At 36.8% G+C, this 14,902-nt stretch carries 14 protein-coding genes; 6 read left to right on the top strand and 8 right to left on the bottom strand.

Annotated features, from left to right (window positions below; all coding sequences use genetic code 11):
• Positions 1-9: 9 nt before the first annotated feature.
• Positions 10-216 (bottom strand): DUF1657 domain-containing protein, encoded by a 207-nt coding sequence (locus tag Q5760_RS11545; RefSeq protein WP_428912305.1) that lies wholly within the window; start codon positions 214-216, stop codon positions 10-12.
• Positions 217-902: 686 nt separating this feature from the next.
• On the opposite strand from Q5760_RS11545, the gene Q5760_RS11540 reads away from it, so the two are divergent.
• The gene (locus Q5760_RS11540) at positions 903-1,190 is read left to right on the top strand and encodes an HNH endonuclease (protein WP_428912304.1); all 288 of its coding nucleotides are present in this window, start codon (positions 903-905) and stop codon (positions 1,188-1,190) included.
• 75 nt (positions 1,191-1,265) lie between these two features.
• Here Q5760_RS11540 and Q5760_RS11535 read toward each other — a convergent pair whose 3' ends face one another.
• Entirely contained in the window at positions 1,266-1,706 is a 441-nt protein-coding gene (locus Q5760_RS11535; protein ID WP_428912303.1) for a general stress protein, read from the bottom strand.
• A gap of 239 nt (positions 1,707-1,945) precedes the next feature.
• On the opposite strand from Q5760_RS11535, the gene Q5760_RS11530 reads away from it, so the two are divergent.
• The 3 genes from Q5760_RS11530 (at position 1,946) to Q5760_RS11520 (ending at position 5,059) form a co-directional block, all read left to right on the top strand.
• Entirely contained in the window at positions 1,946-3,154 is a 1,209-nt protein-coding gene (locus Q5760_RS11530; protein WP_428912302.1) for a DUF5667 domain-containing protein, read from the top strand.
• A 115-nt stretch (positions 3,155-3,269) separates the two neighbouring features.
• Positions 3,270-4,019: an RNA polymerase sigma factor SigI gene (sigI, locus tag Q5760_RS11525; RefSeq protein ID WP_428912301.1), complete on the top strand. Its 750-nt coding sequence runs from the start codon at positions 3,270-3,272 to the stop codon at positions 4,017-4,019.
• Positions 4,016-5,059: an anti-sigma factor domain-containing protein gene (locus tag Q5760_RS11520; protein ID WP_428912300.1), complete on the top strand. Its 1,044-nt coding sequence runs from the start codon at positions 4,016-4,018 to the stop codon at positions 5,057-5,059. The genes sigI and Q5760_RS11520 overlap by 4 nt, the downstream gene beginning before the upstream one ends.
• Before the next feature lie 392 nt (positions 5,060-5,451).
• On the opposite strand, the gene Q5760_RS11515 is transcribed toward Q5760_RS11520, so the two are convergent.
• Both Q5760_RS11515 and Q5760_RS11510 read right to left on the bottom strand, forming a co-directional pair.
• Positions 5,452-5,895, bottom strand: coding sequence for a DoxX family protein (locus Q5760_RS11515; protein ID WP_428912299.1), 444 nt, complete (start codon positions 5,893-5,895; stop codon positions 5,452-5,454).
• Between the two features lie 182 nt (positions 5,896-6,077).
• Complete coding sequence (locus tag Q5760_RS11510; protein WP_428912298.1) at positions 6,078-6,995, bottom strand: endonuclease/exonuclease/phosphatase family protein; 918 nt, start codon at positions 6,993-6,995, stop codon at positions 6,078-6,080.
• Between the two features lie 449 nt (positions 6,996-7,444).
• On the opposite strand from Q5760_RS11510, the gene Q5760_RS11505 reads away from it, so the two are divergent.
• Positions 7,445-8,410, top strand: a complete 966-nt coding sequence (locus Q5760_RS11505; RefSeq protein WP_428912297.1) for an extracellular catalytic domain type 1 short-chain-length polyhydroxyalkanoate depolymerase — start codon at positions 7,445-7,447, stop codon at positions 8,408-8,410.
• 217 nt (positions 8,411-8,627) lie between these two features.
• Entirely contained in the window at positions 8,628-9,809 is a 1,182-nt protein-coding gene (locus Q5760_RS11500) for an endonuclease (RefSeq protein ID WP_428912296.1), read from the top strand.
• Positions 9,810-9,890: 81 nt separating this feature from the next.
• Here Q5760_RS11500 and Q5760_RS11495 read toward each other — a convergent pair whose 3' ends face one another.
• From Q5760_RS11495 to Q5760_RS11480, 4 genes are all read right to left on the bottom strand, one after another.
• Complete coding sequence (locus Q5760_RS11495) at positions 9,891-10,244, bottom strand: VOC family protein (RefSeq protein ID WP_428912295.1); 354 nt, start codon at positions 10,242-10,244, stop codon at positions 9,891-9,893.
• Positions 10,245-10,528: 284 nt separating this feature from the next.
• Complete coding sequence (locus tag Q5760_RS11490) at positions 10,529-11,788, bottom strand: Ger(x)C family spore germination protein (protein WP_428912294.1); 1,260 nt, start codon at positions 11,786-11,788, stop codon at positions 10,529-10,531.
• Positions 11,785-12,879 carry a GerAB/ArcD/ProY family transporter gene (locus tag Q5760_RS11485; RefSeq protein WP_428912293.1) on the bottom strand — a complete coding sequence of 365 codons (1,095 nt, stop codon included), beginning with the start codon at positions 12,877-12,879 and terminating at the stop codon, positions 11,785-11,787. Before Q5760_RS11485 ends, Q5760_RS11490 begins: the two co-directional genes overlap by 4 nt.
• A gap of 16 nt (positions 12,880-12,895) precedes the next feature.
• The gene (locus Q5760_RS11480; protein WP_428912292.1) at positions 12,896-14,437 is read right to left on the bottom strand and encodes a spore germination protein; all 1,542 of its coding nucleotides are present in this window, start codon (positions 14,435-14,437) and stop codon (positions 12,896-12,898) included.
• Between the last annotated feature and the right edge of the window lie 465 nt (positions 14,438-14,902).

Below are 14,902 nucleotides of genomic sequence, written 5' to 3'. Positions count from 1 at the left end.
ACCAGCCCATTATTGTTGTTTGTACTGAGGTTCTTCTTCTTCAATTTGTTGAACACGTGGTTGAATACTGTCAATAACAGATTGAGTTTGTTTGGCAGCATCTTGATATAGTTGCTTAGCTTGTTGATTATCTGTACTAAGAGCAAATGTTTCAAAACTTGCTTGAGCACTTTTCAAACCTGCCAGAGTAGTTTTAACATCATTTATTACAGTCATGAATAACGCCTCCTTTTTTTTTTACCTCTATAGAATGCTAAATATACACCCTTTTATTCATGTTTTAGAAAATAAATATTTAAAAATTTAAATATGAAATATTTTAAAGTATTTGGTAAAAATATATTTTGAAGAAAAATGCTGTGAGAGAAAGAGTGGTGAAAATCTACTAGTTTTTTTACCGATAAGTAGGTTACTGGGAGTTTTGAGGGGCTAAAGGTTGTTATTCTATATATAGGGATTTATTCTCGTTTAGAAATATGTACTGATATGCTTTATATTTTGGAAATAGAAAATTGAGATGTTTATATTAAAAGGAGAAATTCGGATGTATAAAGATTATATCGAAATTGTTTTAGGGTCAAAACCACGAGCTAGACGAAAGAATATTTATGAGAGTTTAGAGAGGAGTTTTAAAAACCCTATAATACATAAGGAAATTCATGGTGATAAAATCTATGTCCCCTTAGATTTAAACAGAATCTGGAACAGAATAAGATAAAAATAAAAATTGAATACATTATTGTATCAATCTACATGCACAGCTTAAAGAGATACAACCAATTGAGCAGCTATTGCATGAGAAGTGGAAAATTTAACTATAATGACGAGAAATTAGATGCCATAAGATTTGAAAATAAATCAGGCAAAAATAGAGATGTCAATTAAATGGTCAGGAGGATACGATGAGTACATGTGAACTTTGTGAGCGCGAGGATGTTGATACGACGGTCCATCACCTATTGCCAAAGGAAATGGGTGGTACATTTGGTGCTACGGCTAACTTATGTATCCCCTGCCATAAACAAATCCATGCGCTTTACACAAATGAGGAAATTGCAGTGCGATTATCCGCTATCCCTAAATTAAAGGACGATCCCCAACTATCACGCTTTTTAAAATGGATACGAAAACAACCTGCTACTAAAATAATGAAAATAAAGAAGTCGAATGAGCGGAAACGACGGAGATAAATCTAGACTGTGTGAAACACGGGAAAACATGGGAACGGTTCTCTTGTAATCAAACGTGAGAACCGTCCCCCTGTTTCACTCTTTAGTATGAAGTAATACCAAAATTTTACCTTCCTGAACGTCATCTGCATAACGTTCAGCTTCATCCTCTGGCACCCCCATTTCCATTAGAGCAGGCTTCAAACCGCCAGCACCAGAACTGGCCCCTACGACTGCTCCTCCAATCGTTGTAATAATCGGACCAGCAGCCAACACAGCACCAAATCCAGGAATCAATAAAGTGGATAACCCAGCTATCACGCCCGCAATACCAATAGCTGCTCCAGTCGCAGCTCCAGCAACGGCTCCATCCATAGTGGAAGGCTCTACTTCCTCTGTGATAATTTCAGATCGTTCTTTAGTATTTTTAGCTATAACAGAAATTTCCTCCGTTGTATAGCCCTTCCCTTTCAAATCTTCAACCACTATAGCCGCTTGTTGTTCATTTTCGTAAACGCCAATCACCTGATTCATCATAAAACATTACCTCCTGTTTACTTCAACTATTTATTATGTACCCGTTTTTTAGTTTTCACTCCCTTTGAAACAGGGGGACGGTTCTCCGTGTTTCAAAAAATTTTGTGCATATGAAACAAAGAGAACCGTCCCCTGTTTCAAAAATAATTTTTCGACCCCCATAAACGTTTCACCCGATCCGTATTCGTATAATGAATGAGCAAGCGGCCGCTTTGAAAAACTTGATGAGGTGAATATTTGTGAAAAAATTATCTAGTAAACTAGCAAAAAAAAGTTTTGCAGCAGCATTAGCAGGAACGTTTATGTTCTCGGCTTCCGCTGTATATGCAAACGAAAGTGAAGCAGTAGAAGAACAACCTAATGTTGATTTAGCAAACTTCCCTTCTACAGAAGTTGAAGACACCATTACGGTTCCTGAAACAACGGACGATGTGACTACAACTACAGATAATGATGTACAAGCAACTGACGATCTTTCAGAAGAAATCGATGAATCAGCTAACCCAACAGAAGAAAATACTGAAACTGAGGAAACTACTGAAAACGAAGACGAGCAAGGCGAAGATCAAGAAGTTGAAGCTCCATCTTTATTGCCAGGAGATATATTTTATTTTCTAAAGACGGCATTTGAAAAAATACAATTAGCTTTTACTTTTGATGATGTGAAAGAGGCTGAACTACTAGCTACCTTTACGGCAGAACGTTTAGCAGAAGCTGAAGCTCTTTTTGCAGAAGGCAATGAATCAGAAGCCTTAAAAGCATTAGAAAAAGCCCTTCAACAGTTACAAGACTCTGAGGAGATCATTGGTGAAGATACAACTACGAACGAAGAAGAAACCACGAATGAAGAAACTGTAACAGAAGAAAATGGTGAAGAAGTAACTGAAGGTGATGCCGAAGGAACAAATGAAGAAGTAGAAAAAGTGAAAGAAATCAATGCACAGAATATCATTTCGCTTCAAAAAAATTATGATAAAATAACAAATAAAAAAGCAAAAGCAGCTCTACTCAAAAATATCGAAAAAAGTAAGCTAAAACTTGCTGAGAAGTTAGCAAAAAAAGAAGCGAAACAAGCAAATAAAGCAAACCCTGTTGAAGAAGAACCAACGAACGATGTAGAGACTGATGAAGAAGAAAATACAGATGTAACCACTCCGGTAGAAACTGAGGAAACTAACACAACTGTAGTACCTGCAGCAAACGTACAAAATACTGAAACACCGGAAGTCCAACAAGAAAAAGTAGTAAAAGAGCAAAAGGTCCAAGAAAAAGCAGAGGTAAAACAAGAACGCCAAGCTGTTAAGCGAGAGGTACAACAAGAACGTCAAGCACAAAAAGAAGAAGCAAAAGCACAGAAACAAGCAGAAAATCAAGCTGCTAAAGAACAAAGAAATGCTGAAAAAGGAAATGGTCAAGAAAAAGGAAAACCAAATAAAGGAAATGAGTAAGGACCATGTACTCGGAAATAGAAAAAGGCTCCAAAATGGGCCTTTTTCCCTTTAAAAAAATAGCCAAACTACCTAAATTATTATGCTATAATGTTTCCTGACTAGAGGTGAGGCTATGCTGGGATTAAAATTCAAATTAAACAGAAAGAAAAAGTTCTCTCTTGAAGAAAACGTCTATTTAATCCAACAAGGAAATGTAAAGCTTCAAAACGAACTGATTCATTCATACAAGCCTTTTATAGCAAAAACGGTTTCTTCGGTTTGCAAAAGATACATACATGAAACAGATGACGAATTTAGCATTGGTCTTATTGCATTTAATGAAGCGATTCAAAAATATAATGTTGAAAACGGAAGCTCTCTCCTTCGTTTTGCTGAAACATTAATCAAACGAAAAGTGATTGATTATATTCGAACGCAATCCAAAACAAAAAATGTCAGTTTTGATATCGAACACTCTTTTGAGGATGGAGAATTTGCCAGCACTTCGATTGATGACAAACTGTCGATTGAAGCATATAAGAAAAAAACAGACGACGAATTAAGGAAAGAAGAAATCCATAAATATACTGAAGAACTTAATCAATACGGTATTTCCTTTTCAGATTTACTTCAACAATCACCGAAGCATGCAGATGCTAGGAAAAACGCGATGACCGTGGCTGAAATAATCGCGAAACATGACGACCTGAAAGAGATATTTTTAACAAAGAGAAAATTACCGATTAAACAACTTGAAACCAAAGTAGACATCAGTCGAAAAACAATAGAAAGAAATCGAAAATATATTATGGCTATGACGATCATTTTTATCGGAGATTTTATATTTTTAAAGGATTATATAAAGGGGGTTTTAGATTCATGAGAAATGGGATTATCATGGAAATTAATAGAGATTTCTTAACCATTCTTACCCCAGAGGGCGAATTTCTAAAAGCTCAAAAGCGAAACCAATCCTACCAAATTGGTCAGGAAGTATCCTTTTGGCCTGTAGAAGAAAAGAAGAAGAAACGAATGATTTTCTCCTTACCCGGAAAGATCGCACTCTCGGCTTGCGCTTTTGCGTTAATTCTCTTATCTCTTCTTCCTATCTATCAATCGCATCAAGTGTATGCGTACATGTCGATCGATGTGAACCCTAGTATTGAACTTAGTTTAAACAAAGAATTAGAAGTAATTGAACTCACCCCCTACAATGATGACGGAGAAAAAATCATTCATGCGCTCTCTGATTGGAAGCGGAAAGACGTTGACGAAGTTACCCTTTCCATCTTGAATGAAATGAAAAAACAAGGATATACTGAAAATCATCATGAGGTTGTACTTTCGACTGTTATTATCAAAGAACAATCAAAAGAGCAAGATCAAAGTCTACAAAATGAAATGGCATTTATTGAAAAAAAGATAGCTAACGATGATTTGGATCTGATCGTGGTTGAGGCATCCGAACAAGACAGAAATGATGCGTTGCAAAAAGGAGTAACAACCGGTTCATTTAAAGCGAAATCTTCCAAAGAGGACAAGAAAAAAATAGAAAGAGTAAATCATTCCAACGTTGAATCACCAAAACCGGCCGAAAAAACTCAGATTGAGTATGAACAAAAAGAGGAATTGAAACCGAATAAGAAAAATGATTCAACCGCCCTCCCTGAACAAGCTAAACAAAAAGATAAGAATAGCCCGCAAGAAAAGCCAAAGCAAACTGAGAAAAGCACCCCTCCTTCCCCTTCTTTTAATGAGGAGCAAAAAGAAAGTAAACAGGAAGAAAAGGAGCAAAAACAAAAGGAAAAACAAGTACATCAAGAACAGAAACCAACTAACAATAGGAACAATCAAAAAAATATAGACAATCCCAATAGAGAAAAGAACAATAAAGACAACAAGGAAAATCCAAAAACAAACTAGCTCAAAGAACCGTTTATTCTGTTGAATAAGCGGTTCTTCTATATAATGTGGTTAGAACGGTCGAAAACGAAGGAGATAATTCTACTCTATTCTAATATGTTGTTCTTTTGCCCTTGAATTTAAGAGATCGTTTTTATCGATTTCCTACATTGACTTGAACAAACAGGAGTACTGCCCCCTATTTCAGTTGTTCTAGTTGTTTTCGATTTCACATTGAAGCTAAGCTGCTTGATTGTGAGTGATTCTGAATTTACCATAATTTAAAGGGGCAAACGTCTCATTAAATTTCGTTGTGAAATTAGCATATAGAGCAATTAGGTAAAATATAGGGACAGTTCTAGTACTTTTAAATGGATTGTGAGCAATGCAACGCTGAGAACCGTCCCCCTGTTTCAAGAAATTCCTTCATTTTTATCAAGGTATTCTTCACGAACATTTCGGGAAAATATCGATTTTAGTTTTAATAGTTTAGAATCTACGGCGAGTAAATGGCTTCCGTTTAACATGAGATGGATCGCAACGATCATTAAAACGACGTCCAATTCATATCCACCTATAAAGCCATTACTTAATTTAACAAAGAAAATCGCTCCAAGCATAATAACAGCCATTAAAGTAGAAAAAATTCTTGTTCCAAGACCTAAAATTAATGCGATCCCACCTACTAATTCAATGATTCCAACGACATATCCCAATAAGCTTGGTAATCCCATGGAAGGAAAACTAGCAGCAAAATTTTCAAGACCACCTTGGAATTTATCTAGCCCGTGCATAAAGAACGTAAAACCCAAGACGGCTCTTAATAACAGTGATCCAATTTCTAGTTTATTTTTCAATGTTATTTCCCTCCTATTATTTAAATATTTAGAAAGAGATTTCACCCTGCCCTCGCAAAATCTCATACTAACAGACCAGGCTCCTACTTTTATCATAAGATTGGAGCTCTCCCTCTTCCCCTTTTATTCAAAAAAGCAAAGACCATCTAACTAAATTAATGGTCTTGGCTTAAACTTTTCTATTAATTGTTATAAGTTAAGGTGATGTCAGCCATCACTGGGAAATGGTCACTTGGAAATTGACCATTCTTCTGATAGTCAATGATCTCAATTTCATTCGTTGTAAGGTTTCCTTTGCCGAGAACCCAGTCTATACGTCTGTCAGGTCCTCCACCAGTAGGATTATTGAAACCATTAAATGTGCCTAAGTCTTCATTGATTCTTGTTTGGGCAGTTTCCCATAAATCATCGAATGCTCCATCACTTGTTAAAATTTGATGTGGAAGACTATTTGGTCCAGCATTGAAATCGCCTGTTAAAATAATCGGTAACTCTGGATCAAATTTCTTTGTGACTTCAAGAATTAATTCTGCACTTTTTTCTCTTGCGTTAGCGGATTGATGATCAAAGTGTGTATTGACGAAATAGAATGGTTGATTGCTTTTTTTATCAAGAAACTTAGCCCAAGTCACCATTCTTGGAATATTGTTTCCCCATGTTTTTGAACCAATAACTTCTGGTGTATCCGATAACCAAAAATGATCATACTCAAGTACACGATAATCACTTTCTTTATAAAAAATAGCAGAATACTCTCCACGATTTCCGCCTTCACGACCTAATCCTACCCAGTTATATTGAGGTAAAACATTTTCTAAATCTTGTAGTTGGGTAAATAACACTTCTTGTGTCCCAATGATATCGGGTTTCTCCATGTTAATCAGTCTTCTAATGCTAGGAACTCTTTCGTCCCAAGTGTGTGGTGATGGATCATTGTTATTTTTGTATCGTAGATTAAAAGTCATTGCTTTTACATCCACCACCTGGTCCTTGCTTTCTGCCGCGAACCCAGTTGTCGCTCCCGGGAACAAACCACTTAGCAAAACTAGAAAACTTGCTACCACGAAAAATAAGGGTTTCAACACTTTGCTCAATTTCATTCCTCCTCTTTATTTCATTATAGATTACAGTTACAGAATACCTGTCCAATGTTAATAAAATGCCATTGATAGATTTAATATTGTAAAAATTAGTAGAATTCAGTGAAACCTAATGATATCAATAGATTGAGAGAATAAAGTAGGAAAAAAAGAAGAGGTAGTGTAAATAGATTCGAGCTATTTTTCCTATAAAAAATTAAAAAAATTATAGCATCTTTACAATTAGGATAAATACATGAAATAGTTTGAGTCTTCTTTAACAGGCTACTCTGTTCTATTTTTTAAACTAGAAATAAACGATGGAAAAATTCCGCTAACAACTGGGAAACTGTAACCTGTCCCTTTTTCCCTCTTTGTGTTATATTATATTTTGAATTTTCCTGCTTTTAATGTTTACCGTAACATAAATTTAATAGTTTCCTAATTGTGGAATAAAAGGAGGACAAGGGTTGGGTGATTTTAAGGATTATTGGTATGAAGGAAATAGTTATAAACTATTTGTTCCAAAAGGGGCGACGAAAGGAAGTAGTCTTCCTGTTATCGTGATGCTGCACGGATGTAAACAGGATCCGAATCAATTTGCAGAAGAAACGAAAATGAATTTGCTCGCGGAAAAAGAAAACGTTATTCTCCTCTATCCAGCCATGGATCGCTGGTATAATTATCCTTTCGATGATCCACATGAAGTCAATATCGATGGATGCTGGAACTGGTTTTTAGATTATAATCAACATAGAGGTAATGGGCTTCCGAAAATGATCGTGGATATGATGGATGATGCGGAAAAGGTTTTAAATAAGGATTATGGTGTTTATATCAATAGAGAAAAAGTCTATGCCGCTGGTTTGTCTGCTGGTGGAGCGATGGCTTGTATTCTTGGAGTTACTTATCCAGATAGATTTAGTGGAATTGCCATATGTTCAGGTTTACCTTACGATGCGGTTAATACTCATTTATGGACGGAACCATGGACCAGAAATGCTGACTATGTTTTGATAAATGGGGTAATCGATCCCTATGAATGCGGAGACATTGCCTTTAGTGAAATGGAAAAGTCAGGCATGTCTAAAAAAATGCCGGTCATTGTTTTCCACGGAATTAGTGATACAAGAGTACATCCCATTAATGGGGAACAGCTAATCATTCAATGGGCACAAACCCATTTCCGTATAGAAGGTGGACAAGGCAAGGTCAAGCTATCCCCCTCTTCTTTACATGTAGACGTCGTTAAAGGTGGAAGAAGCTATACGAGACATGTCTATAATGGAAAAGACAATACTCCCTTACTGGAATTATGGCAGGTACATGGAATGAAACATGCCTGGTCCGGAGGTAGTGAAAACGGAGAACATACAGACCCTCTAGGTCCGGACGCCGCATCGATTATTTGGGACTTTTTTAACAAAGATCAGTAATAAATGGGACAAGGGTTTTAATGCACCTCAAAATTAGGGCGTAAAATCTGCTATTGCGATGCACTAAAGTTAGCTGTCCCCTTGTCTCATTACAAAGGTTTACAGTATTTTTATTAAAAGATGGCAGAATATTAATAATCATACGATAATATCCTCGATAGGTTGGACAGTCTCCTACTGTTTAATCAAATAAAAGCAGATCGAGGAGGAGAAAGGTATGCAAAAAACGCTAAAGAATAGGGTGTTGTTTTCTCTCATACTTATTGTTTTTCTTTTACTTCAACCCTTACAAGCTTCTTTAACAAATGCAGCAACTGGGGATGGATCATGGTCATCACCCTATTCTGTTTCTCAAGCCATTAGCAATCAAACTTATTCGTTTAAAACCGTTCAAGGTTATGTGGTTGGACAACCCATCTCAACAAGTACAGTGATTAAAACCAATTTTCCCAATGATTATGCACTAGCATTAGCTGATAATCCAACAGAGACGAATACAGTGAATATGATTTATGTTCAAATCCCTTCTACCTTTCGCTCATCTTATGGGTTACATTCGAATCCTTCTTTAATGGGTGAAAAGCTAAAAGTGACTGGAACGCTAACGGCTTATTTTTCTCATGCTGGGTTAAAAAATAGTTCAGCATTTGAAATACTAAAAGAAGAAACAACAAATCCTGATCCAGAGCCACAGCCGGACCCTGCTCCATCAACGGATGGGTATTATGATGCAGCATATGGAAAAACAGGAGAAGCCTTAAAAACAGCTCTGCATACTATTATTGATGATCATACAGAACTATCTTATTCCAACGTATGGGATGCACTTCGGGTTACCGATGAAGATCCTAGTAATTCAAATAATGTCATCCTCCTTTATACGGGGCGGTCACAAGGAAAATATACGAATGGTTCTGGTGCAGATGATTGGAATCGCGAACATGTTTGGGCCAAATCACATGGAGATTTTGGGACAAGCATGGGTGCCGGAACAGACTTACAACACTTGCGTCCAACAGATGCTAGTGTCAATAGTTCAAGGAGCAATCTTGATTTTGATAACGGGGGTCGGGAACATACAGAAGCAGACGGAAACTATTATGACTCAGACTCTTGGGAGCCACGGGATAGCGTAAAAGGTGATGTAGCCCGTATGTTATTCTACATGGCGGTTCGTTATGAAGGCGACAGTGGAGAACCTGATTTAGAATTAAATAATCTTGTTAATAATGGTTCTAACCCATATCATGGAAAATTATCTGTATTACTTCAGTGGCATAAAGAAGACCCGGTTGATCATTTTGAAAGAGAAAGAAACGAAATCATATACAATCAATATCAACATAATCGTAATCCATTTATCGATCACCCAGAATGGGCTTCAGCCATTTGGGAGTAAAGTAGAAACACGGGTGCAACACGGGGACGGTTCTCATTGTTTCAAAAGATTTTATGAAACAGCGAGAACCGTCCCTTTGTTTCATTTTAACTCGATCAAGTAAAGGGGATTGCCTTCAGGATCACTGAAGTATGCAATTCGGGTTGCCTCTTCTTCCATAATCGCTTGGAAGTCAACACCACGTGATTGTAACAACTCGATGGCAGACTCTAAATCTTGTACTTCTAATCCAATATGTACACTCCCTGATTGCCCCGGAAAGGAATTTTGTCCTTCACGAGGATGCACCAAACCAATGGATAATCCGCGTGCCTCTACTTGTATCAAATGTCCTTCTACTTGAAATTGAACCTCAAATCCAAGCGTTTCTACATAAAATTGCTCTGCCTTTTTTAAATCATCTACGACAATCGTCACGCTAGCATTTTTGAACATTGTATTCCCTCCTTTCTTAATCTTCTATTATTATACCTAAAATATGAGACGAAGGATAAACACGGACCAGTTCTCGTATTTCATTTCAAACTACAATGAAACAGGGAGAACCGTCCCCCTGTTTCACTTTAATCTAACCAAAAAGGAAAATGCAGCGATTAATAAACCTACTAAGGTCATACCGAATGAGCCTAGTTTGTTTTTGTCTTTTAGTAAATAATAGGCGTACCAAAAACTATAACCGGATCCAACCAATACGACAGTCCAGAATATAATGGTCATCGTTAATCAAGCACCTTATCTATATTAGCCTCTTTTAATTGCTTACCGAAGCCTGTAAACTCTATATCCATCGTTACATGAATATCAGCTAAAGGATAATTTTTGTTCCAGTCCCATTCCTCATATTCTTTGACAGTTTGAAATAAAGGTCGTGCGTATAGCGACCAATAGAAAGGCTCCGTTTTAAATTCTTTTTGCGTTTTTTTAATCAAGTTTTCCGCATTCTCTTTCATTTTGCTTTCCAATGCTGTTTTTAACTTTTTTTGATTTTCCAAATCTGTTCCATAGTTAATCATACTAGAAACGGATATGACTTTAATCTCAACTGGATAGATCACGTCTATATTAGGAGGTCCATTTTTCATCTTGATGTTTACTTTCGTTTTTTCTGTTTTTTGAATCCTCACACCGATTTTATACCGTTTGTCCAATGGATCTGGAAAACTTGAGAACATATCTCTATTGTTTGTTGTATTATCAAGTAATCTCATAATTCTCGTTTCTTCACCTGTCAATGTCCCAATCATTTTCCCTTCCTTAAATACGGCTGAACCGATCAGCTGTACAGGATTCCCACCCTTTTTTGGTACTTGTCCCGCTACATATTTGTCTTCATCCTGAAAACCCTTCCTATTATTATTTTCATTTGAGGATCCGTACATTGCTAGAAATAGGTCCGCATCCCCGTCTGTAATCGCAAGAAAGCGATTTAGTGTCGACTCGGGGACTAAGCCGGTTTCAGTCGCACGGTCAATCAAAAATTGATAGTATCGATGAGGTCTTACCATCATTTCAGGCTTATTTTTTGAAATAAATTCTGAAGCTTTTCCTTCTGTCACAATCAGGTTCGTTTCTCTTCGTACTTCCCTGTCTTTAACAGCGGTACTAAGGAGTCGAAAAAAGATGTCTGTTTTTGCTAATTCCTCAGATATAATCAATACTTTGTTATGACTAAATGAAATTTCCCTTGTTACAAATGAATTAGCCATGTTTCTAGCTGTTACAAAGTCGGGTGCCGTTAACGTGATCACATCCTCTGTTTCTGACTCCGGAGAGGGGGATGCTCCTTTAATGTTTAGTTTAGGATTGGAAAATTGAAAGGTGACATCAACGGCTTGTTCTTTTTCGATATCCACCCCTTCTGGAAGATCCAAGCCGATCGCTACTACATAAGACCGTTCCTCTACCTCTTTTTTATCCCAACACCCTGTAAGGACAAAAATCAGTGAGAAAGTGAGAAAGGAAAACCATATCTTTTTCATCTTGCCCGCCCCTCCTTTATTTTCGTTACGATCCAAAGTATCGGAGGTAAAAATAATAAGATATATTTAAATTGGGTTAATGTGTACCTTCTAACAACAAACATATTGACCTCATTGTTTTCTGGTATCATCGCGATGACGAGTATAAGCACAGTAATAGGTAAAATAGTATGTTCAAACTCTTTAATTTGAAAAAGAAACCCAACTATTTTACATACAACATAAATGTAAATCGTAAACTTGACGAAAACGGCTACGAGCCAAAACGTAATAAAAAAAGTCTCTATATTGGTAATCGTTTTTCCTATAGCGACGAATCGAATCGCTTCATTAAAGGGATAGGTAATCTTTTCTATGCTTCTATAGTCAAATATCCACACGTACGAGAGATACAATACCACCATAATGGCAAGCGTAAATAACAAAGAAGCATATAAACCTCTTGTATAGGTTTGATGATTTTTCACAAATGGATACATCATAGCAAATATGAACGCATCACTAAATAAAGAGGTGTAATTAAAACTGGCTTTAACAATTTCCCACTTTCCAGTACCAAATAAGGGGAACATTCGATAAAAAACGGCATCCTTTAGCATTAAAAATAATAAGACACTTAATGCTAATAGTAGATAAGGAAGGACTGACCATGCAATCGCCCCCACCGATTCCCATCCCTTCTTCGCTCCCCACATACAAAGAATTAAAAAGCATAGGTACAAAATGAACAAGGGGGTATTCGGAAAGTTGATGGTGATCAATTGAGTCATATAACTTCTAGAGTCAGTTGCAGTATTGAGTAAAGTGAAACACAGTAGGACCAAAGCAACAACAAAAGCCAATGGTTTCCCGAGTGCTAGTCTAGTAACCTCCAGTAAATTTTTACATTGATATTTTTTTAAGACGTTATTTAATAAGAGAAGAGATGGTATGATCAGTAAAAAAGAGCCAAGCACTATCATCCATGCTGCGTTTAGGCCATCTTTAAAAAGTAGGACCGTACTCATATCCGTAGCCTTTGTACCGATTGTGATTACAAATATGGAAAAAAATTCTTTAAACCCCACTTGGTCTTTTTCGTGTGTACCCAATCATCATCACCCCTTTTCACTTCGTTCGAATGGTATCTTTCGATAAATCCTTTGTTTTTGTGAATTCAGGTCTTAATCGCTCATTTGTCAATATTTTTCGGAATATCGTATCCCCTGAAGACTTGTAATTTGGTGTAAGTGGGGCGAGATAAGGGACACCGAAACTTTTTAAGGTGGTCAGATAAATTAAACAAACCATAAAACACCCTATCATTCCGAATATACCAAATAAGCCTGCTGCTAAGAGAAAGCCAAACCGTACTGTTCTTACCATGTAATTAAAATGCACATCACTTATGGCAAAAGAAGATAGCCCAGTTAATGCAACAATAATGACGACAATGGGACTAACCACATTCGCTTCAACGGCCGCTTGACCTAAAATCAACGCTCCAACAATTCCAATTGTCGGACCAATAGGTGTTGGGACTCGTAAGCCAGCTTCTCGTATGAGTTCAAAGGCGAGTTCTAGCAATAATAGTTCTAAGATCGCCGGAAACGGGACCATTTCCCTCGCTCCTGCAATAGCCAATAATAGATCGGTTGGGAGCATCTCCATATGGTAATTGGTAATGGCAATGTAGATGGAAGGAGTGAATAAGGTGATAAACATGGCAATAATACGTAAAAATCGAGTAACGTTCCCATAGATAAATCGTAAATAATGATCATCCGCCGTATGATAAAACGACCAAAAAGTGGCGGGTGTAACCAAAGCAAACGGAGAGTTATTCATGATTACGATGACATGCCCATCCTCGATAAAAGATGCTGCACGGTCTGGTCGCTCCGTTTGTAGAATCGTTGGGACTAAACTAATTTTTCGATCCTCTATGTGTTGAATTAATAGGCTTAAATTTTGCACAGCATCTTTTTTTATCGACCTTATTCTTCCCTTTACTTCACCTAAGACTTTCTCACTTGCTAATTCTTTGTTGTAAATAATAAATACTTCATTGTTTGAGCGTCCCCCTATGGTCATCTTTTCTACAATAAAGTCTTCATTGCGAATTCTCTTTCGGATAAGCGAAATGTTGACCTCTGCTTTTTCATTAAAAGATTCCTTAGGTCCCAATAAAGTCGTTTCATTTTGAGGTTTTTCTACGCTTCTACCCGCTACCTTTGCGGTTTTTATGATATAAGCATGTGTTTGACCCTCAACCATTAACAGGGTATCCCCCGTGTTCAAATCCTTTATCGCTTTTTCTACTTCTTTCTCTTCTCTGACAGCCGTTACACTTATAGATGAAGGCACATCCAAAATGTCTTTATCTTTTGTGATTAATGGTTTGATAATTCCTCCATCAATCAGTTGTTCATCCGTCAATGATGGAATATAGAACAGAGCGGCCTTTTTCCCTATCGTTTGGATTGTAAATTCCCGTAAAACGAAATCAATATTTTCTGGGTATGAATACAGTTGGTTGATATGGGGTATATCGTTCTGTAAATCTCCCGAAAAAAAAGTCCCCTTTTCAGGATTTGCCCCTTCGTCGGGCATCTCGTTATTTATTTGTCGTTTATACGCTTTTCTTTTTTTGAAAAACGAAATTTCCATATTAGTTGAACTCCTAAAATGAAGATATATCTTTTATGTAGAGTATGAATATAAAATTTTACCCTAAGGATAAGGTTCCATCGTTTATCTTTTGTCAAAGTTCATTTTTTATGACCGAATTTGGTAAATAGATTTCCTATTAGAAAAATGTTGAAATAAGAGGACTGTTGGGGTCTACTTAATAAAGGTTCATGTTAAGTAATAAAATAGGCTTATTCAGAGAAGGTTCCTATCGATGGTCCAGTGTACGGTATTACATAAACCATGATAAAAAGTGTCCCAGGGGGACACTTTTAATTATATTGGATTCATTATTTTAGCTTTAAAATAAAAGTTTGCCATTTTTGCTGGTTTTGCTAAACAATTGCGCCCCAATATTGAATAAAGATAGGCTGTTGTAGCAGATCGATGTACGATGATGTCTTTAGAACCCAACCTTTATTGTAACTTTAGAAGCCTTGATAC

The organism is Niallia sp. Kr1 (assembly GCF_050389805.1).
In the GTDB taxonomy this organism is placed as follows: Bacteria; Bacillota; Bacilli; order Bacillales; family Cytobacillaceae; genus Bacillus_BD.
The sequence above is the reverse complement of the archived record's forward strand: the minus strand, read 5'-3'. Positions and strand labels throughout refer to the sequence as shown.

Excerpts from the sequence above, each read along its gene's own strand:
- Q5760_RS11545 (WP_428912305.1), bottom strand. The coding sequence starts at position 216 with ATGACTGTAATAAATGATGTTAAAACTACTCTGGCAGGTTTGAAAAGT.
- Q5760_RS11540 (WP_428912304.1), top strand. The coding sequence starts at position 903 with ATGAGTACATGTGAACTTTGTGAGCGCGAGGATGTTGATACGACGGTC.
- Q5760_RS11535 (WP_428912303.1), bottom strand. The coding sequence starts at position 1,706 with ATGATGAATCAGGTGATTGGCGTTTACGAAAATGAACAACAAGCGGCT.
- sigI (WP_428912301.1), top strand. The coding sequence starts at position 3,270 with ATGCTGGGATTAAAATTCAAATTAAACAGAAAGAAAAAGTTCTCTCTT.
- Q5760_RS11520 (WP_428912300.1), top strand. The coding sequence starts at position 4,016 with ATGAGAAATGGGATTATCATGGAAATTAATAGAGATTTCTTAACCATT.
- Q5760_RS11510 (WP_428912298.1), bottom strand. The coding sequence starts at position 6,995 with ATGAAATTGAGCAAAGTGTTGAAACCCTTATTTTTCGTGGTAGCAAGT.
- Q5760_RS11500 (WP_428912296.1), top strand. The coding sequence starts at position 8,628 with ATGCAAAAAACGCTAAAGAATAGGGTGTTGTTTTCTCTCATACTTATT.
- Q5760_RS11495 (WP_428912295.1), bottom strand. The coding sequence starts at position 10,244 with ATGTTCAAAAATGCTAGCGTGACGATTGTCGTAGATGATTTAAAAAAG.
- Q5760_RS11490 (WP_428912294.1), bottom strand. The coding sequence starts at position 11,788 with ATGAAAAAGATATGGTTTTCCTTTCTCACTTTCTCACTGATTTTTGTC.
- Q5760_RS11480 (WP_428912292.1), bottom strand. The coding sequence starts at position 14,437 with ATGGAAATTTCGTTTTTCAAAAAAAGAAAAGCGTATAAACGACAAATA.